The organism is Carnobacterium sp. FSL E2-0243 (genome assembly GCF_038003605.1).
Taxonomy (GTDB): domain Bacteria; phylum Bacillota; class Bacilli; order Lactobacillales; family Carnobacteriaceae; genus Carnobacterium; species Carnobacterium maltaromaticum.
Genome location: NZ_JBBOPM010000002.1, coordinates 47,676 through 65,657, shown reverse-complemented (window position 1 = coordinate 65,657; position 17,982 = coordinate 47,676). Strand labels below are relative to the sequence as shown.

General features: G+C 30.0%; 22 protein-coding genes. 8 read left to right on the top strand and 14 right to left on the bottom strand.

What is annotated here, in order from left to right; genetic code table 11:
- Positions 1–29 precede the first annotated feature (29 nt).
- The 4 genes from MHI00_RS16880 to MHI00_RS16865 form a co-directional block, all read right to left on the bottom strand.
- Entirely contained in the window at positions 30–1,103 is a 1,074-nt protein-coding gene (locus MHI00_RS16880) for a hypothetical protein (RefSeq protein ID WP_035067196.1), read from the bottom strand.
- Positions 1,104–1,220: 117 nt separating this feature from the next.
- Positions 1,221–1,451, bottom strand: a complete 231-nt coding sequence (locus MHI00_RS16875; RefSeq protein ID WP_051926850.1) for a hypothetical protein — start codon at positions 1,449–1,451, stop codon at positions 1,221–1,223.
- A gap of 25 nt (positions 1,452–1,476) precedes the next feature.
- On the bottom strand, positions 1,477–1,668 hold the full coding sequence (locus tag MHI00_RS16870) for a hypothetical protein (RefSeq protein ID WP_035067199.1): 192 nt from the start codon (positions 1,666–1,668) through the stop codon (positions 1,477–1,479).
- A gap of 380 nt (positions 1,669–2,048) precedes the next feature.
- Entirely contained in the window at positions 2,049–2,627 is a 579-nt protein-coding gene (locus MHI00_RS16865) for a hypothetical protein (RefSeq protein WP_341115429.1), read from the bottom strand.
- 1,107 nt (positions 2,628–3,734) lie between these two features.
- Between MHI00_RS16865 and MHI00_RS16860 the strand changes: the two genes are divergently transcribed.
- Positions 3,735–4,739 carry a helix-turn-helix domain-containing protein gene (locus MHI00_RS16860; protein WP_035067206.1) on the top strand — a complete coding sequence of 335 codons (1,005 nt, stop codon included), beginning with the start codon at positions 3,735–3,737 and terminating at the stop codon, positions 4,737–4,739.
- Between the two features lie 53 nt (positions 4,740–4,792).
- Here MHI00_RS16860 and MHI00_RS16855 read toward each other — a convergent pair whose 3' ends face one another.
- The 3 genes from MHI00_RS16855 to MHI00_RS16845 all read right to left on the bottom strand — a co-directional run bounded on the left by MHI00_RS16855 (position 4,793) and on the right by MHI00_RS16845 (position 7,830).
- A complete protein-coding gene (locus MHI00_RS16855) occupies positions 4,793–5,350 on the bottom strand; it encodes a hypothetical protein (protein WP_034558395.1) in 558 nt (185 codons plus the stop codon).
- 213 nt (positions 5,351–5,563) lie between these two features.
- Positions 5,564–7,144, bottom strand: coding sequence for a primase C-terminal domain-containing protein (locus tag MHI00_RS16850; protein WP_051926852.1), 1,581 nt, complete (start codon positions 7,142–7,144; stop codon positions 5,564–5,566).
- A gap of 356 nt (positions 7,145–7,500) precedes the next feature.
- On the bottom strand, positions 7,501–7,830 hold the full coding sequence (locus tag MHI00_RS16845; protein ID WP_034558397.1) for a hypothetical protein: 330 nt from the start codon (positions 7,828–7,830) through the stop codon (positions 7,501–7,503).
- A gap of 371 nt (positions 7,831–8,201) precedes the next feature.
- Here MHI00_RS16845 and MHI00_RS16840 point away from each other — a divergent pair, with 371 nt between their 5' ends.
- Together MHI00_RS16840 and MHI00_RS16835 are read left to right on the top strand one after the other, a co-directional pair.
- A complete protein-coding gene (locus MHI00_RS16840; protein WP_034558399.1) occupies positions 8,202–9,164 on the top strand; it encodes a ParA family protein in 963 nt (320 codons plus the stop codon).
- Positions 9,164–9,628, top strand: coding sequence for a hypothetical protein (locus MHI00_RS16835; protein WP_034558401.1), 465 nt, complete (start codon positions 9,164–9,166; stop codon positions 9,626–9,628). Before MHI00_RS16840 ends, MHI00_RS16835 begins: the two co-directional genes overlap by 1 nt.
- A 1,487-nt stretch (positions 9,629–11,115) precedes the next feature.
- Here the strand turns inward: MHI00_RS16835 and xerS are convergent.
- Positions 11,116–12,189 (bottom strand): tyrosine recombinase XerS, encoded by a 1,074-nt coding sequence (xerS, locus tag MHI00_RS16830; protein ID WP_056995100.1) that lies wholly within the window; start codon positions 12,187–12,189, stop codon positions 11,116–11,118.
- A 267-nt stretch (positions 12,190–12,456) separates the two neighbouring features.
- On the opposite strand from xerS, the gene relB reads away from it, so the two are divergent.
- From relB to MHI00_RS16815, 3 genes are all read left to right on the top strand, one after another.
- On the top strand, positions 12,457–12,768 hold the full coding sequence (relB, locus tag MHI00_RS16825; RefSeq protein WP_034558221.1) for a type II toxin-antitoxin system RelB/ParD family antitoxin: 312 nt from the start codon (positions 12,457–12,459) through the stop codon (positions 12,766–12,768).
- A gap of 298 nt (positions 12,769–13,066) precedes the next feature.
- Positions 13,067–13,333 carry a type II toxin-antitoxin system RelB/DinJ family antitoxin gene (locus MHI00_RS16820; protein WP_034558223.1) on the top strand — a complete coding sequence of 89 codons (267 nt, stop codon included), beginning with the start codon at positions 13,067–13,069 and terminating at the stop codon, positions 13,331–13,333.
- The gene (locus MHI00_RS16815) at positions 13,326–13,598 is read left to right on the top strand and encodes a type II toxin-antitoxin system YafQ family toxin (RefSeq protein ID WP_056995099.1); all 273 of its coding nucleotides are present in this window, start codon (positions 13,326–13,328) and stop codon (positions 13,596–13,598) included. Before MHI00_RS16820 ends, MHI00_RS16815 begins: the two co-directional genes overlap by 8 nt.
- A gap of 301 nt (positions 13,599–13,899) precedes the next feature.
- On the opposite strand, the gene MHI00_RS16810 is transcribed toward MHI00_RS16815, so the two are convergent.
- The 6 genes from MHI00_RS16810 to MHI00_RS16785 form a co-directional block, all read right to left on the bottom strand.
- The gene (locus MHI00_RS16810) at positions 13,900–14,154 is read right to left on the bottom strand and encodes an AbrB/MazE/SpoVT family DNA-binding domain-containing protein (RefSeq protein ID WP_080732592.1); all 255 of its coding nucleotides are present in this window, start codon (positions 14,152–14,154) and stop codon (positions 13,900–13,902) included.
- 89 nt (positions 14,155–14,243) lie between these two features.
- On the bottom strand, positions 14,244–14,531 hold the full coding sequence (locus MHI00_RS16805; RefSeq protein WP_034558228.1) for a hypothetical protein: 288 nt from the start codon (positions 14,529–14,531) through the stop codon (positions 14,244–14,246).
- A 371-nt stretch (positions 14,532–14,902) separates the two neighbouring features.
- On the bottom strand, positions 14,903–15,505 hold the full coding sequence (fic, locus tag MHI00_RS16800; protein WP_034558230.1) for a protein adenylyltransferase Fic: 603 nt from the start codon (positions 15,503–15,505) through the stop codon (positions 14,903–14,905).
- Positions 15,506–15,589: 84 nt separating this feature from the next.
- The gene (locus tag MHI00_RS16795; RefSeq protein WP_034558232.1) at positions 15,590–15,940 is read right to left on the bottom strand and encodes a type II toxin-antitoxin system PemK/MazF family toxin; all 351 of its coding nucleotides are present in this window, start codon (positions 15,938–15,940) and stop codon (positions 15,590–15,592) included.
- Positions 15,934–16,197 (bottom strand): AbrB/MazE/SpoVT family DNA-binding domain-containing protein, encoded by a 264-nt coding sequence (locus MHI00_RS16790; protein WP_051926839.1) that lies wholly within the window; start codon positions 16,195–16,197, stop codon positions 15,934–15,936. The genes MHI00_RS16795 and MHI00_RS16790 overlap by 7 nt, the downstream gene beginning before the upstream one ends.
- Before the next feature lie 280 nt (positions 16,198–16,477).
- Complete coding sequence (locus MHI00_RS16785) at positions 16,478–17,038, bottom strand: tyrosine-type recombinase/integrase (RefSeq protein WP_034558409.1); 561 nt, start codon at positions 17,036–17,038, stop codon at positions 16,478–16,480.
- 248 nt (positions 17,039–17,286) lie between these two features.
- Between MHI00_RS16785 and mazE the strand changes: the two genes are divergently transcribed.
- The gene (mazE, locus tag MHI00_RS16780; RefSeq protein WP_034558234.1) at positions 17,287–17,517 is read left to right on the top strand and encodes a type II toxin-antitoxin system PemI/MazE family antitoxin; all 231 of its coding nucleotides are present in this window, start codon (positions 17,287–17,289) and stop codon (positions 17,515–17,517) included.
- On the top strand, positions 17,517–17,858 hold the full coding sequence (locus MHI00_RS16775; RefSeq protein ID WP_034558236.1) for a type II toxin-antitoxin system PemK/MazF family toxin: 342 nt from the start codon (positions 17,517–17,519) through the stop codon (positions 17,856–17,858). Before mazE ends, MHI00_RS16775 begins: the two co-directional genes overlap by 1 nt.
- Positions 17,859–17,982: the final 124 nt, after the last annotated feature.

Sequence of the window (17,982 nt, the reverse complement as noted above, 5' to 3'; positions counted from 1 at the left end):
TTTACTGATATCGTCCTTTTTTTATAATCTTACCAATTTATTATCCCGCCTGAATTGTTTCCACCTTCTCCATTATTATGGTTCACATCATTTTCAAACTCTTCTGTATCACCTGTTGTACCGGTCCAACTTTCGCCAGGTGCTGGATTTGAAGGTTGTGATGGAGGTGGCTGAGTAACTCCGTTATTGCTGTTATTCCCTTGAGAACCGCCAGGTGATGGCGTGCTATTACCAGAACCATTGTCCGTATAGCCTGCATTTGAAGAGTTTCCACTATTATTATTATTTGCATTGCTTGATTGAGCTTTTGCTTGGGAGGCTTGTTCTTGTTGTGCAGTTGCTTCAACTGCTGCTGTTTCTTGGGCTACTTTTTCAGCCTCAACTTCTGCTACTCGCTCTTTTTCTGCAAGTTTCGCATCGACTACAGCTAATGAAGCAAATAAATCAGTTTTTAATTTTTCTTGCTTTAAAGCTTCAACCTTTGCAACTGCTGCAGTATATGTTTCTCTTGAAACATCTTCTTTTACAGCTTGTTTCGTGTTATCTGCAAATAGATCACTTGTTAATTTTTTTGCTTCCTCCATTAAAGCTAATTGAGTTGTCACTTCTTCAACTCGTTTTTGTTCTTTTTCATAAAACTTTACTTTATCTGATTTTAAAGTTTCTAATAAATCTTTTGATTCATTTAATGAAGCACCTTCTTTAACAACTCCTTCTGATTCAAAGGCTTTGTCTAATTCACTTGTTACAGTATACATGCTTAACGCATAGGTCAATTGAGCTTCGTTTTCTTTTATTTCTTTATCTTTTTCTTCTTTTTTTCCATCAAGTAATGCGTTATTAATTTTCTTACTTTGTTTATCATCAAATTTTTCAGATAAAGCCTCTAAAGTTGAATCTGCATAAGATTCTTCAACTAATTTTGATAACGATTTTTTATAAGAAGCTTTGTTTGAAGCTTGTAGTTCAACTTTTGCCTCTGCTTGTTTTGTTGAAAGTGAATCTGCCAAAACGACTCCTCCACCAAGTAATACTAACACTGTACAAGCTGTTCCAATCCAAATCTTTTGCTTTTTAGTCCATTTTTCAAAAAACTTTGTCATTTTAATTCCTCCAGTTATAAATAAGTTCTTTTTTAGTTACTTTAAGATTAACATAATTATTTAATCTTGTGATAGTTATATCTGACTAATTACTGTTTTTCTCATATTTATTTAATTTCAATTGTTACTAATCAACATCATACTAGACTTCGGAAGTAAAACATCATTTACTTCTTCAATGTTTAATACCTTTTTAACTGAATTAAATTTTTCAACAACCATTCTATCAATTTCTTTTTTCGTTAAATTTTTAGTGAAAATTATATTTCTTCTAATCGTCTGTCCACTATTTGTTTCAAACGAAATATAATACTCAATACCATCATACCAGTGATCTTCAATTCTCATAGTACCCCTCCTTGATTGTAATGAATCATTTCTTAATTCTCTTTTCTTTAAATGAGTTTGCAGAATGCATAAACGAAATAGCTAAGATAATCGATCCTGAAAAGTATATCGGAATGGCTAGAAAACCTATCCAATACAATAAAAAATAAAACGGAAGTACAAAAAGCACAGCATTCATCAAACCTACAAAAAAATCTGTTGATTTATCTTGTTTCATTTCATCACTCCTTATACAATTTTCTACTTTTAGGTATCGTATAAATCATTAAAACTTTGATGTTTACTAACAAATTTGTAAAACAGTCCAACATTCGCAAGGTTTATATGCAATCGTTACCTCAAACTCTACAAGAGTAGACTACAGCTTATTTGAACTAAACTGTCTCTTGATGTACTGCTGATACCCGAACCCTTTTAAAGGCTTTATTGCGGGCTTCACCTTCTGCATATCAGCGCTTATCACAGAAGCGGAGGACTAGTCCGAATATGATTGGGGTTACACCAATTTTTACCACAACCTCTCAAATGTCTTTTAATGACACTCTCCGTTGCTTTTGTTAACAAACATCAAAATTTTAATGATTTTGTTAGTTGATTCTACTTCAGTAAATACTTGATTACGTGTTTTGGATTGGAAGATACTACTACACCATTACCATGTTTTAATTCTTTAAATTCAACCCTTAAAGCACCAGCCTTTAATAGCCGTACTTCAATTTCTTTTTTTGATTCACTTGTTAATTCATCGAATGTTATTGAGGAAATATTTTGTGCATGAACTGCATATTTTCTCTGCATTTTTCGGTCATCTTCTTTGAACTTACGCTCAAGACTTTCAGAAACTTTAAAAGGGATCTTGTTTTTATCTATCAATTTCACCGACTTTAACATCCCTTTATTTGTTGATAGTAAATTTGAGTGAATGTTCTTTCTTTCAGCAATTAAGGTTCCAGTATGATCATAAACCTTTTTAATTGCGTAATACGACTTTTGTATCGTTGTTTTACTTTCAATTGGCTCAGAAAAATCAACGCCCCAATAAGAATTTTCTATTAACACTAAATTCTCATTTTCTATCCTTCTTTTTTTTCCATCAAAAAGTACAACTTCATGACCGCACTCTCGAACATTTTCCCAACTTACAACATTACCAGGCTTTTTCATTTTAGTCGCCATACTACTTTCTCCTCCCCCAAATTAAAATTATTATTATCTATCTCGAATATTGCTAATGTATTGTCATCACTAAAACTGTTTGATCCAAATCGATTTCTCAACTTACAGTAAAAGTATTTTTTAGCAAAACTCGAAAAACAAAAAAAGGAGTATCACTAGTATAAATAGTGATACTCCTCTTTTAACCTTGCTCTGCCATAATTGGCCCCATAAAATTAATAATATAAAAACGTTGCTTATGCATAAAACTTACATTTACAGACTATTCTAATTGAAAAATAAGCTGAAAAATATACAGTTGTATGCTATATTATTAATTGTTGCAACTTTTATTGCAACTCGGGGCTTCTTATAACAGGAGCAACGAAAAAAGGCGCTGTACACTATCTAATTAGAGTAGATATGCTGTACCCTGGGTGTGCTTGACCGTATTAAATCGTTTGGCGACGATTCATTACGTTAGCACTCAGGGCCTTTTTTTATTTACCCAGTTTTAATAAAAAACCAGTTAAGTAAAATTATATTCAATTTTCAAAATAGTCATTTTTATAATTATCGCTAATTGCTCACATAATCTTAAACTTGCTGTTTAAGATTACCACAGTCGTTTTTCTTTTGCAAATACAAATAATGGGACTTGTGATAATGAAATTTTGATTTTTAAGCTATAAAAGTCGGTAATTAAGGTAAATCCGAAACCCTTTGCATAATCAGAGTAATACAAAATATTATTTTATTCTCAGCCGCTAGCTACCATCCCCAGTGTAGAAATTAAAATTTCAACATCAACTGCCTCTACAACAGTACCGTTCATATTATCTACCTCCTTCCAAAAAATAAATTATGAAATATTTCAGTAAATTAAGTATACACAATTATTTACCAAAAGTCTCTATTTTTTTGACAAAAGCTGTTTTTTAAATCATTTAGGTGTGATAAAATATTATTCATAGGAAAAGCCTTTAAAAATAGTCTAAAAAGCTTTTAAAAAGAGCTCGTTTCCTTATTCAGACATTTATATTAACATCTTGTTTTTTCTGCTTAAATCTTAAAAATTATTTTACTAATATTTATAAAAGAATTTTAAAATATAAGGGAGTGGTATACTTGGAAACACTAACAACAAACAAAATTATTAGGAAACTGAGAATTGAGCAAAAAAAAACACAAACCCAATTTTATAAAGGTTTATTTTCAAGATCTGTTTACCAAAAAATTGAGAATGGAGAAAAAAAGCTTAATCATCACGAACTTATTTTAATTGCAAACAATTTAGGAATTGACTTGTTTGAACTATTAACACTGTGCGCTGAAGAAACGAAAACAGATATAAAAGAACTTAGAGAACGAATTCAGCAAACAATCCTTTCTCCAAACGGACAGAGAAAAAGAGAATCCATTAGCGAGATCCAGTCTATCCTTAAAGAAAACAAAAAATTTAACCCGGAATGGTTTAATCTATATTTATTTTTTTCAATTGCCTTCAGAAATTCAGAAGAACCTATCATAATGCCAAGTATAAATGACCTACATTACCTGGAAAAAATATACTCTGAAAAAACCTTTTTTACTTTAATCGATTACAAAATATATTTAAACTGTATAAATATATACGGTCTTCAACAAATTAAATTTTTAGAAAAAAAACTATTTCCAGTCAAACAGAAAGAAATAAGAAGTCAGGAATTTATCTCCACTGTCTTTTTAGCTTATAATAATATGATATGCCAAGCTGTCTATGTTAAAAATTACACTCAAGGTTTTAAATATTTAAAGCAAGCACTTAAATTTGAGAATAGAGAAATTGAATATTCGTCAAAAATACAATTCCTATTCCTTGAACAGCTTCTATATTGCCAATTATACAAAGCACACGACAATCACAAAAAAGAAATAGAAGCCTACCTTAAAGCTTATAATTACGCTGAACTTGTCGAATCTTTGGGGGATACTCAGCAAAGTAAGATCATGTATCATGACCTAGAACAAGTTAAAGAAAATAAAGATATTATTTCTCCAGGTGATCCGAGTCTCAAATTTGATAAACCTACTCAACAGGACAGTGAAGTTAAATTGTATTTAAATAGCCTTCCACCAAGAAAAATCAAATAACACATTCCAGCTAGCAACCAATAATTTTCATTTGTATTGGTTGCTGCTTTCGTTTATTTTCGAGATAAAACTTCTACAAAAACTACAGAAACCTCCACAAACGTATCTTCATCACTTAAAATCCCTGTTACCCATCCAGGTAATGTTCTCCCCATCGTTACATACAACTCAATCATAACCTTCAAAAACTCATCTTTTTTACTTTTTTCACTAGCTTTTTTTAATCGACGTACAAAATCTAAAAAACGAATCTCTATCTCGCTACCTGCAACGTCAGCTTTAACACTCTCAGCTTCCCTAGCAACCTTCTCAGTCAATTGTATCCCCTCTTCAGCTAGAAACGTCTTATTTCCAACTTGATTAACCAGGTATTCTGATTCTAAACGAATCAGCTTATTATAAACCTCGTCAATTGTAAAATCACCTAATGCAGCAATCCCTACAAAAAAATAAATTGGATACTTCTCTATCCCCCACTCACGCTTAAACCAAGTGGAAATCGTTGATTGCGGGATTCCTGTTGCTAAACAAAACTCTGATAAATTCATTTTCAACTCTTCTTTTAAAAAAATTAACACCGGATGTTTACCCAAAATAAAATCTTTTCCCATTCCCTTGCCTACCTCTCTATCTTAGAATTACAAACACTTTGCGATATAATTATCGCAAGCTCTATTTAAACTCTAACATAAATCATAAACAACGCAAACAATAAAATAAACTCATACTCTTAAAGTATATCTCTAAATAGATCCCTAATGCTTGGTTAGAGAGAAGTGCGTATATAAGATATATTAAGTAATTGGCAGACTGGCTCTTTTAATTTAACTTGTATCTAGTTCTGATAATTCCATCTGCATCGTTCTCACAGGCTGTTCTGACGCATCTTTTAGGAAATTAGCCACAACGCTACGGCATTTTGGAATTAACTCACAAAGCGCTAAAACTAATTTTTCTGCTCTTTCTTTTTTATTGTGGTAGATTGATTGAATCAGCATAGCCCTGGTAGTCAAGTATGTTCGACTTGCTCGCCCACGTGTGGTTTCTGTAAATAGTTCCCCACGTTGTTCCAGGTCCTTTAGTAATTCCTTCAGTGTTGATTTCGGAATTCCAATTCCTTCTTGAATCGCAGCATAGGTGGTTTCGATAACCATTTTATCCGGAGTAACTTGTTTGTTAATCCACTCAAAAAGGTCCTTCTGCCATTCGTATTTATGAACTCGTTGTCTCTCTGTCCGTGCTTTTTTATGCTTATGCCATAAACTTCTATGCACTTTTCCATTTGTTTTAGTTTTTAATTCTTTCATGTGATCTGATTTGGCCCATTTATGGATTAAAGCATTAATGTGATCCTTGTGTGCACCTTTGTATTCTCCGCTATAGGCATTTATTACCGTTCTTTCAAGTTCCATGTACTCAAGGGGGCTTGTTAAATTAATATTAAATTCTTCCATCATGTTTAATGCCTCCTGAAATGTTAACCCCGAACTGTAACATGCCAATGACATTGTTAATACTGCATTGTTTCTTCCCAAATCTTGGCCAGCACCACAATCAATTTCATTTGCATTGATCAATGCTTTAAACCAAGCAGCATTAATTTGTTTTCCGTATTTTTTTATACGTACATTATTTTTGCCATCAGCAACTGCAGCAATATTATTCTCTTCAACACAATTTTTGGCATAAAACATGGACCATTCTTGTAAGTCATCAAAATAATATTGAAACTCCGGATTAAAACTAACAATATTATCAGAATTCGGCGTTCTAAAAATACCGAAATTGTTACAACCAACGTCCACACAGTTCATTTTCTCAGCAAATGCTAACTTAATGCTACGAGAAATCGCTCTTGCTGTTCTTAAAGATTTATAATTATTGGCACTCGATACAAAACTCGGTTCTTTTAGTGAATAGTAAAAGTGATACCCTTTTGTTGTTTTCAAAACTAGTGTAGGTACATAGTAAAAGCCTGCTTTAAAAGTATTTTCAATGATTTCGTTAACTGATGCTCTCTCATAAGCTGATTTGAAATCAATATCGACAACAAAACAGTTGATTTGGCTTAGATTGTATTCTTTATGTCCTTTTACATAGAGCCTAGTCTCATCCGTATATCCACCGTAACTAAATATATTTGGAGTCCAATGGGTAAATTGATCTCTATTTTCTTCTAGTGCTTCAAGTGAAGTCAATACAATGCCTCTTGCTGCTTGCATGTTTTCCTTTGTTCTGAAACCAAAAATAGCACCCTTTTTATTTTTATCTTCCTGAAAGTTCAATGAATTGTATTTACTATTCTTAACTTTGTAGCGTTTTAATCCACCATTTAGAATTAGTTCTTGAACTTTAATCGGATCTATTTTGATTGCTGCAGTATTAGGTTCTGCTATAGTTTGCATTATATTTCACCTCCAGTTAATCAACAAAAAAAGAGAGAGCACTAGTACTAGTGCTCTCTCTTTCGTCATTCCAAACTGTTATGCTAATTCCCAGCGTGAAAACACACTTAAATAAGCCTTAAAAGGTTGAATTTTCCTTGAAAATTTGGTATAATAAATTATCAGAAACAGGCTCCAACCTGTTTCATTCAAAATAAAATACTAATTTTTATGGGACGAGAATGAACACATAGCTTTCGTATGTGATTCAGAATGTATTAGAGGGACCAAGCTCTTATACTTTCCGTCTCTTTTTTTGTATCAATCATACCTAAACTTTTTTAAAATGTAAATATTTTTACATTTGATATATGCTTTTAATTCAATTCAAGTGCATTGGCACCCTTTAATCGAAATCTATCAATTTCTTCTGGAGTATTTAACTCAGAAATCATTTTTTTTATTTGTTCTAACTCAAATGAATGGTTTAAAAGGAGTGGCTCATATTTACTAAAAACCATATCTTCAAATCTATCCAATGCTTCAGTACCAAAATTTCTAGTTCCGTTGTCAAACTCTCTAACATAACTAGATGCTAATCCAATTGCTTTAGAAAGTTCAATTCGACTAATATAATAGTTATCGATTAGAAATTTTAGTACATAACGATTATACTCATTTCTAAATTCTTTAGTACCCTTTTCCATATAACCTCTCCTTGTTGTCACTTGTAACAACAGTTCTTAAGTAACATAATACCACCTTTTTTTTACATACTCAATAGATATTACTTTTTTTTTTCACTGTTTTTGTTTTTATTTTTGAAAAAACCCTTTAAAATCAATTAGTAATATATTGTATTACTATTTAAAATACATTATTAATAGTAATACAATATATTTTATTACTAAATACTATTCAGAAAACCCTTATTTATAAACTTTTATTCACTTAGTTGTTGATTTCGACAACGTTAAGTGGTATTATATTGTAGTAGTATTATATGTATATTTTTAATAGTAATATATTAGTCACATTTTTGTATTACCTTTATATTTCTTTAAGGAGGAAACTTACTATGGCAGTAGGAATTACAGTTGCAGCAAACAAAGGTGGGGTTGGGAAAACTCTTATCACACTAAATCTTACCGGTGCTCTTAGAAAATCATTTCCAAATGCTCGTATACTAGTTGTTGATACAGATGCACAGGGGAATACAACAAAATCATTTAGAGTTAAACTGAAGAACGATCAAAACACTATATACGATGTTTTTATGGGAACAGCCACTGTTGAAGAAGCCATTGTTACAACATATGACAATCAAATTGATGTATTACCAGCAAATGCTGATAACAACTATTTAGAGTTTGACAAAATGGAAGTCTTTCGTGATACAATTCTAGAATGGTTTATATCATTAATTAAAAAGTTTAAAGATAACATTTCAGAATTAATGACCCTCGAGGGATTGAAAAAAAAGATGAACAAGAACATTGACCCTAGCTCAAATTACTTTAACGCTCTGGAAGGTGCTTTTGATAAGGTTGAGCATGATTATGACTTTATTATTTTTGATACTCCTCCTGAACTTAAACAAGTAACGTCGTCAGTGTTGTCAATTGCAGATGTTGTATTGGTTCCTTATGAACCTGATTTGAATGGTGTAGATGGTGTAACACACCTAATATCACGAGTAAACACACTAAAGGATAAATATAATCCTAGTTTGAGAATTGGTGGTGTTTTGGCAAATAAAGTTTATAATACAAATCTACACGCTAAAATGATTAATGCCATGATGAAATACACCAACAGAAATAATTATCACTACTTTGATTCTGAAATCCCTAGATCTATTACATTTGCTGATAAGTTAGTACGAAACGGTATGCCCATTACTATGAGCGCACCAGAAAATAAATTTTCTCAAAATTTTTACAAGTTACTAAATGAAATGAATCAGTTAGGATTACTTTCAAAAGAAGGAAATGTTCTTGAAATTCCTAATCAACTATATAATGATAAGGAGGAAGAATAATGCCAAGAAAAAAGAGTAAACAATCAGCTAGTGGTGACTTTGACTCAGCTTTTGACGACGATTTAGATGACATTCAGACCCCTGTAGATAGTCTTGGTGAAGACTTTATAGAGCCTAGTACTAATGTCCCTGCAGAAAAACCATTAAATATTTCTACAAAAAATGACATTTCTAACAAATTTGGTTTAAAAAAAAATAGCAACCTTTCTGGTACTGAACTAGTCCCAAGAACATATAAAGTTGAAAGAACAACAGTAGATAGATTAGAAAGCCTTGTATATAAAGATTCAAGAAGAAATAAAAAAATTCCTGGAACTAAAGGATTTATCTCAGATTTTATTGAGAATGCGATTTGGCAACATCTTTTCCAATTAGGTTTAGCTACTGAAGATGAGGTCAATTCACACCTTAAAGATTACAGTAAATATCCTTTAAATTTGAATTTAGAAGATGAACAAGACTAAGAATTTAATTATTCTTAGTTTTTTTAATCTTCTATTAAACACTATTACTTGCATATTACTTTAAAGTAATCCGCAAGTAATATCCAATTCTAATATCATCGATTGCTCGCATCATATATTACCTTTGTATTTCTTTTAGTCATATTATATATTACTATATTCAAAACCTTGGTATAGCTTACTTTCGAAAAAAATATATTAGCCATATAATGTATTACCTATATATTACTTTTAGCAATATATTATATTGTATGTATGTTAAATAAATTTTATTTAGTCATACAATATATTACCTATATATTTCTTTCTACGTATAAAAAATCTTACTAATGGTAATAATTAATTTAGAAACAAGATATTCCACTTATTAAGGCAATTTTATAGATAATAAGAATCTAAAAATCCACACCCATTGCCTAAAACAAGTGGTTATACTCCAAGCCATTTTCATTCTTAAAATTACTTAGTACTTTATTTCTAAGACCAGTTCCTTATCATTAGCTATACCTAAGCTGTTTGTTTATTACATAAGTCATACTCGCATTCCTAATCATCATTAAAATACGTCTTAATATTTTTTTGTTCTAATACCACTATCCATAATCCAACTTTTCTTAATAGTAATTCTAGTGTATGCTTCTATTTATTAATAGACGTTTGACAAATAGAAAGTCACCCTAACTTTATTAGCATTAAAGCAGATTTACTTTCTATTATCTTAAGTCATATTATCTATTACTTTTATATTACTATCTTAAACTGCGTTGGTACTACTTTCTTACAAAGATAATATAGTAGAAATATAATATATTACCTTTATATTTCTTTTAGTCATGTACTAGATTTATATGTATTTTAAATCTATTTTCTTTAGTGGTATAATCTATTACTTTTATATTACTATATTAAAATTCATTGGTATTACTTGCTTACAAAGGTGATATAGTAGAAATATAATATATTATCTTTATATTTCTTTTAGTCATACACTAAGTTTATGTGTATTTTAAATCTATTTTCTTTAGTGGTATAATATATTACTATATTAAAATGCGTTGGTATTAATTGCTTACAAAGGTGGTATAGTAGAAATATAATATATTACCTTTATATTTCTTTTAGTCATACACTAGATTTATATGTATTTTAAATCTATTTTCTTTAGTCATGCTATCTATTACTTTTATATTACTATCCTAAAATATAATGTTATCACTTACTTCTGATGATAAGCTATTAGCCATAAAATATATTATCTTTGCACTTCTTTTAATTAAATGACGTATGGTAACATTTAAAAGAGAAAATATTATTATTCAACTTGATATTTATGTATTAGTGGAGGGGGAACAATGTTCAAAATCCCTTCCTGAAGACCCAATAAAGTCAGGAAAGGATTAACTTCAAATTTACTTAAATCTCACCTAACTACTAAAATCATACACTAGAAATTAAGTAATTAACATTTAGCAAAAGGACAGCAATTGTTATTCAATACTATTCATACTATCTCGCTGCTCATCGTCAATAATGTGTATATATAAGGCTGTTGCTGAAAGAGAACTTTGTCCTAACTGATTACTAACTGTCATTTGATTTTTTGTTACCTGGTAAAGCTTAGTAGCAAGAGTATGTCGCATTTTATGAGGTGTAACACGAGTTTTAAATTTAGTTGAATATTTAGCTACCATTTTTTCTATTGTATCTGTCTCAATTCGTTTAGCAGTTTTTTTGTAAGTAGTTAAAAATAATGCTTTCTCATTTTTTTCTGGAGCATATCTCTGTGTACGTACAGTTAAATAATTATCTAAATAGACCATAGCAAATGGTGCAATAATTACTGAATCTTTTTTTCCACCTTTTCGAATAACAGAAACTGTATTAGTGGCCAAATTTAAATCATTGATATTGATGTTTGCTGCTTCAGAAACTCGTAATCCAGTACCTAAAATAAGAGCATTAATCGCTAAGTCACGTTCAAGTGATTTTTTGTAGTAGGGGAGTTGCTTAAGGCTAATGGATTTAGGATAATCATATTCAATAAAGTTTAAATAGCCCATAGATTCATCACCCAGAAATAGTTTCTCTTTAATAGCCGCAGCTCTGCTAGAAAATGTCTCATTTGTCTTTACTGATTTAACTTTTAACATTACATTACGATCAAAATAAGAATTTCCATCTTCTTTTTCTGTTTCTGTAGTTAAATAGTTGAAAAGAGAGGAGAGGCTGGCCATCGTTCTTTTTACAGTATTGTAAGAAAGAGCTTCATTAGTATCAGAACTATTTAATTTTTGTCTAGAGAGAAGAGAAGACTTAAATAATTCAACATCTTCTTTTTTTAAATTCTCTAAAGCAGAGAGAGGGACTAAAGAAATTTTTTCTTCTTTAACAATAGCTTCCGATAGAAGCCAATTAAAAAATCTACGATACTCTTTTAAATATTCATATAATGTTGCTAAAGAGTAGGGGACACTTAGCTTTGCATAATAATATTCCTCAACATACCAGGGGAGGGTGACAAGCTCATTATTTATTAGTTCTTGTAATTTTTCTTTTCTCAATACGATTACCTCCAATTTATAGGGAAGGGAACTGATGTTCCTAATTAGATAATAGCATATAAAGCTATTTTTATCAACAAAAAATCGTTTATAACTATTTTTTTGATTGTAATTCTATATCATGACTATTGACGGCTTGGATCCTACTAATTTTAAAATACATGTTACTGTAAGTAAATTAAACCATATAAATTAGAAATGAAAACAATTGAAATGTTATCCATTTAGACGTACAATGGACACACAAGTAGAAGGGGAGGGTTTATAATGACCGCAATTAAAGAAAAATCTAGAATCTTTATTCGTGCAGAAACTAAATTAAAAGACAAGGCCACTAAAGAGCTCTCTAGTAAGCAGTTAGATTTAACCACAACTTTTGATTTATTTTTAGACAAAGTTGTCAAACAAAATAAATTCCCTTTTGAAATTACAAATGAAACTGCAGAAGAAAAAAATCTAGCAAATATTCGTTTAAATGTCATTGAAGGTTTGTCAGATGCAGAGGCGAACAGAGGTATCGGCGCAAGCACGTACCTGCAACAACTACAAACTAAAAAAGCCGAATTAATAAATAAGTAAGTATACAATCATCCTCACCAAATAAATACGAAACTTAATTGAATATAACTCTATTATATTATTTGGTATTTCCGAAATGGAAAAAATGTTAATGTTTTAACTATCTACAACAGATTAAAAAATACTACAGAAGTTTAATTGCAGAATAAAGTAGACAGTTTTTTGATATCATAATTCAATAAGATGCCTGAAAATAAAAACCCTTAATTTAACGTTTTATACGTATAATATACTTCCAATGTGTATTAATTAGTGGTAAAATAAAGTTAGATAAAAATAAGAGAGGATGAACGATACTATGACCACACTAGAAAAAAAACCAATTAATGTTAAAGTAAATAGCGAACTTAAAACTGAAGCAGAAAAGCTATTTAATGAATTAGGTTTGACAATGACAAGTGCTATTACTGTATTTTTACAACAGTCAGTATCAAACCAAGCAATCCCTTTTCAAATAAAAAAACCTAATGCGGAAACCCTTAAAGCTATTAAAGATATTGAAGATGGAAATTTAGAGGGTGGATTTAGCTCTGTGAAAGATTTGTTGGAGGATTTAAATGCTTGATATCTATTACACATCAAAATTTAAAAAAGACTATAAAAAAATAATTAAGCAAGGGAAAAAAACTTCAGAGTTAGAAAAAGTTTTAGATTACTTGCAACAACAAAAGAAATTACCAGAAAAATACAAGGATCACTTGTTAACTGGAAATTACACGGGTTTACGAGAATGTCATATTAATCCTGATTGGTTACTAATATATAAAATCGATCAAGAGAAATTAATCCTAGCTTTAGCTAGGACAGGATCTCATAGCGAGTTGTTTTAATTAAGATCAAAAATTTTATGAGTAGATAAAGTCATTTGTTCAGATATCTCAACTTTTCGCTTTATTTTTCCGAATAAATTTTTAATCTTAAAGTCTAAATAAAAAAAGAAATGCTGAGTTAGAAGCATTTCCTTTTTTATTGTAGAGCATACCGTAACTTTGGGTGAATGCGCTGTGTTGCAATGTATTATGTTCAACTTTCAGGAAAACTAATATTTTTATGAAAGTTGAATAAGGCTAACAACTGAATAGCTGTTAGCCTCTTTTAATTTGTATATTCAACAGAATACTCTATCATTTTCTAATTACCCCATCTATAATTTCCAAATTCTTTTACCATTTCTTTTTCAGTTACAACATTGCCTTCCTCGAAATCTTTAAAACTTTCTTCAATTAGATTTCTATCATGTAATTTTTGTGTTTCTGATAAGTCTAATTGAATGATGCTTCCATTTTCTTTATACGTTAATGATTCGTCAACTGTTATTCCGTTATCTTTAGGTAAAATGACTCCAAGAGAATTCCCGATACGTATAACTTTTGTTTTTTTATGAATTCCACCTCATTTCCATTTAAAACTTTACTCTAAATAATAAAAAAATTGACATTGGACTCAAACTCATTTAATTACATATCTTCATTATATTATTTATCTCTTAACTCAATAAGTTTATTTACATTGCTAACTATTAACTCAAAGTATTCTTTTTGATGATCAGTAAACTCAGGTGATTTTCTACTTTGATAGATCAGAATTTCTTCACTATCATTGAAAACTCCGTAAGGACGATTTTCTTTTAATATTGCCTTTTCAAAAAAACTTTTTCTTTTTGGAAACTGTGTATACTCAATAATTCTGTTTAAACTCAAAGTATCATTTTCTAATTCTAAAATATTACTAATCTCATTCAACAATTTTTCCCGTTTTTGCATAATTTATTCAACCTCTCAACAGTTATTTTTCTAACTTAATTATACCTTTTTCTTTCAACAAGTTAAAGGAAGTAAATAATGCCATAACACTTGATTAAGTTCTTATTTTTTTATTACTACTCTAATACAACTTCTTTATATAGAAGCCAAGTTATCTAAATTGATAATATTAAGATTTTGCGATAACTCCCTAATTGCAAATCCATTATGCTTAAAATATGATTAACTCATAATTTTTATCTCATTTTAAATAAAAAATAAAAGAATCAACTTATGTGCCGACATAGGTTGATTCTTTTATTTGTTTCTATCGTTATATATTTGTACTTATAAGATTAACATGATATCTTAATAATTACAATACCACAGAATTAAAGGTCTTCTGTATTGTATTCCGTATATCCTTCATAATAGTAACTAACATCGATACCTTTCATATATATTTCTCGGTTATCAATAAATTTAGTCAGGGCATTAGTCAGAAGATATCGTATTTCCAAATCGTTAACCGGACTACGCTCCATAGCTGATAAATAATATTCTTTATTGATTAAATTCCAATCAATAACTTTTTTCACTTCTTTTTTTAAAATTAAATCTAACCATATTCTAGTGCTGCGTCCATTACCTTCTCTAAAAGGATGCGCTACATTCATTTCCACATATTTTGCTACAATCTCTTCAATTGTTTGTTGCGGCATCTGATCAATAAACTTTAATGAAGCCTCTAAGTACATAACTGGAGCAAATCTAAAATTACCTTTAGAAATATTAACGGTTCGAATTTCACCTGCAAAATCATAAATATCTGAAAATAGGTATCTATGAATATCAGATAAACCTTTATACGTACCAACCTCTAATGTATGAATATCGCCTGAATCATATAATTTCTTAGCATTAGCTTTACTAATTTTTTCTTCAGCCCTTGCTAACTTTACTTGATCAGTAATCCCTAGTTTATTATTTAGCATATTTCCCCTCCGTAATACTTACCTAAGCAGCAAAGCAAAAAAATGAAATATAGGCCAGGTTGTAAAATCAAAAAAGTATATAAACTACTCATTTACTTTTTTTGTCAATTCATGTATAGTATTTAAAACCGTATCAAGAATGTCATTTGGTATTTTCTCAAGATACTTTAAAGGCCTTACTCTATAATCAATCGTCATTAATTGTTCTACAAATAGTTGACCACTAGTTTTTGTTCGATCATCCAATACTACATGAGTAGGATAATTCCATTTTCCATTACTAATAGGAACAACCCAAGTAAAAGGAGATGTTTTTGATAGTAAATTTGCACTAACAACTAATGCAGGGCGTTGATCTTTTTGTTCGTGTCCTAATGAGGGGTCAAAATTTACTAGAATAATATCTCCTTGCTTAGGTATATATTTTCCTACCATTCTTCTCCAACTCTCCCCATACTTAACCAAGCACTGTCTTCTACAGTTGGTTCATAAAATCCACCATCATAATTTTCAAACATCTCTTCTAAAGTTTTAGTTTGTCTTCTTTTTTTTATAATAATTTGATCCGCATCTGCTACAATTTCAATTTCTTCAGAATCATGAAATCCAGCAACTGCTAAAAGTTCTTTTGATAGACGAACAGCACTACCATTCCCCCATGTTTTAACACTAGCATCAACAACATAGCTCATAAGAACACCTTCCTTCTAAAATAAGTATACACGAAAGTAGATACATTGTAAAGTAGATACTTTCGTGTATACTTATACTTAATAATTATTTATGACTAAATTTTAGAAACGTATTTTGATGCATTTATGACCAATAATCCATATGAATAGTTTCAAATGACCTTAAAAAGCTCCTCACAACATTCAACTATCACTATATTTTAAAATTATCTTTGATTTCTCCTTGAACAATGAACTTATTAACTTCTGATGTATTCATTAAAGACTGATAATATTGGATTTAAAAGCCTAATTTAAAATCAGCCAAACTTTCACCAATTTCTTGATCTGTGATACCTAAATATCGTTTTGTAATCTTTTCGCTAGAATGATTAAAAATAATCATTAAGGTTCCAATATCTTTTGTCTTCATATAATAATTATAACCAAATGTTTTTCTCATCGTATGTGTGGCCAAGTCTGATCTCTCTAATTGGATACCTACATTTTGAAATACACGGTATAATCCATTTACAGTTAAGTGACTATTCCCCACATGTGAAGGAAACAAATAATCCTCTTCAGTTAAATTCATTTCTTCAATATACGTTTTAATTAATGGCTGTAAATTTTCTAAATGTAGTGTTTGAGTTTTCCCCGTTTTTTTCTCAATAATTTTTGGTGTAAGTGAATATGAAATATCTTTCACTTTTCGACAAACAATATCTGAAGCACGTAATCCAACATTGATTCCAAATAAAAAGAGAAAAACATTTCTTTTAGAATATTTTGTTCGTCTAAGAACAAAAAGTACATCGTCAATATCTGATTTTGTTCGAAGTGGTTGCACATTATAAGACAAAAAATCATTCCCTTCCGGAATTTTTAACTGCACTATTTCCTTTCTATTGTACCATATTCATGCGGTTAGTTATACAAAATTCAGAAACCCTTTATTTGAAACAAAGTAACCGCACTATTTTATCTAAAATAGTGCCCTTGTTTTATTTTTAATTTTCTCCTCAGTTTCATGTTGTTATTTATAAAACATGAAATTATCTTTGCAACACATAGTTTTTTATACTATAATAAATAAAAGGAGTGTTTAAAATGTTGCTAACAAAATCAAGAATGCAAGGTAGTTCTGTAGTGATAACACTACCACCTCATAATGGTAAAAAACCAGAGTCAAATAAAGAATATTTAGTTGTCTATTCTTCAGACGGCACTATTCTTTTAGTTCCTAAATTATCTGACCCTTTTGAAGGCGGAGATGAAGGAGAGTTTTATGAATTGGATGATTGGGAAGATATTTCACCTGAAGGGAGAGAATTAATCTAATGTCAGAAAAAGAAAAATATATTCCTAACAAAGGAGATATTGTTTGGGTTGATTTTGATTCCTCATCAGAACAAAAAAATCAAAAACGTCGATCTGGTTTGGTTGTTTCTCGTTATGATTTTAACAGAAAGACACGATTTGTAATTATTTGTCCGATTACCTCTACAATAAAAGACCTACCCACTAGATACACACTCCCAACTGAAATGGATATTAATGGACAGGTCCTCATTTCTCAATTAAAATCACTGGATTTCAATTCTCGGAATTTAGTACTTGCGGATTATTTACCATTACAAGATATGGCAAAAATAGATCAAATTATTGACTATATATTTTAGTTTTTCTATTCTTAATAACTAGCATCTATCCTGAATAATTCATAGATCTAATTTTTTTGGGAAAATAACGTTTATACATCGATTTGAGTTGAATTTTCTTTTTTCAACCGGTTTGTACTTGCGA

Excerpts from the sequence above, each read along its gene's own strand:
- MHI00_RS16880 (WP_035067196.1), bottom strand. The coding sequence starts at position 1,103 with ATGACAAAGTTTTTTGAAAAATGGACTAAAAAGCAAAAGATTTGGATT.
- MHI00_RS16875 (WP_051926850.1), bottom strand. The coding sequence starts at position 1,451 with ATGAGAATTGAAGATCACTGGTATGATGGTATTGAGTATTATATTTCG.
- MHI00_RS16870 (WP_035067199.1), bottom strand. The coding sequence starts at position 1,668 with ATGAAACAAGATAAATCAACAGATTTTTTTGTAGGTTTGATGAATGCT.
- MHI00_RS16865 (WP_341115429.1), bottom strand. The coding sequence starts at position 2,627 with ATGGCGACTAAAATGAAAAAGCCTGGTAATGTTGTAAGTTGGGAAAAT.
- MHI00_RS16855 (WP_034558395.1), bottom strand. The coding sequence starts at position 5,350 with ATGGGAAAAGATTTTATTTTGGGTAAACATCCGGTGTTAATTTTTTTA.
- MHI00_RS16850 (WP_051926852.1), bottom strand. The coding sequence starts at position 7,144 with ATGCAAACTATAGCAGAACCTAATACTGCAGCAATCAAAATAGATCCG.
- MHI00_RS16845 (WP_034558397.1), bottom strand. The coding sequence starts at position 7,830 with ATGGAAAAGGGTACTAAAGAATTTAGAAATGAGTATAATCGTTATGTA.
- MHI00_RS16840 (WP_034558399.1), top strand. The coding sequence starts at position 8,202 with ATGGCAGTAGGAATTACAGTTGCAGCAAACAAAGGTGGGGTTGGGAAA.
- MHI00_RS16835 (WP_034558401.1), top strand. The coding sequence starts at position 9,164 with ATGCCAAGAAAAAAGAGTAAACAATCAGCTAGTGGTGACTTTGACTCA.
- relB (WP_034558221.1), top strand. The coding sequence starts at position 12,457 with ATGACCGCAATTAAAGAAAAATCTAGAATCTTTATTCGTGCAGAAACT.
- MHI00_RS16820 (WP_034558223.1), top strand. The coding sequence starts at position 13,067 with ATGACCACACTAGAAAAAAAACCAATTAATGTTAAAGTAAATAGCGAA.
- MHI00_RS16815 (WP_056995099.1), top strand. The coding sequence starts at position 13,326 with ATGCTTGATATCTATTACACATCAAAATTTAAAAAAGACTATAAAAAA.
- MHI00_RS16805 (WP_034558228.1), bottom strand. The coding sequence starts at position 14,531 with ATGCAAAAACGGGAAAAATTGTTGAATGAGATTAGTAATATTTTAGAA.
- fic (WP_034558230.1), bottom strand. The coding sequence starts at position 15,505 with ATGCTAAATAATAAACTAGGGATTACTGATCAAGTAAAGTTAGCAAGG.
- MHI00_RS16795 (WP_034558232.1), bottom strand. The coding sequence starts at position 15,940 with ATGGTAGGAAAATATATACCTAAGCAAGGAGATATTATTCTAGTAAAT.
- MHI00_RS16790 (WP_051926839.1), bottom strand. The coding sequence starts at position 16,197 with ATGAGCTATGTTGTTGATGCTAGTGTTAAAACATGGGGGAATGGTAGT.
- mazE (WP_034558234.1), top strand. The coding sequence starts at position 17,287 with ATGTTGCTAACAAAATCAAGAATGCAAGGTAGTTCTGTAGTGATAACA.
- MHI00_RS16775 (WP_034558236.1), top strand. The coding sequence starts at position 17,517 with ATGTCAGAAAAAGAAAAATATATTCCTAACAAAGGAGATATTGTTTGG.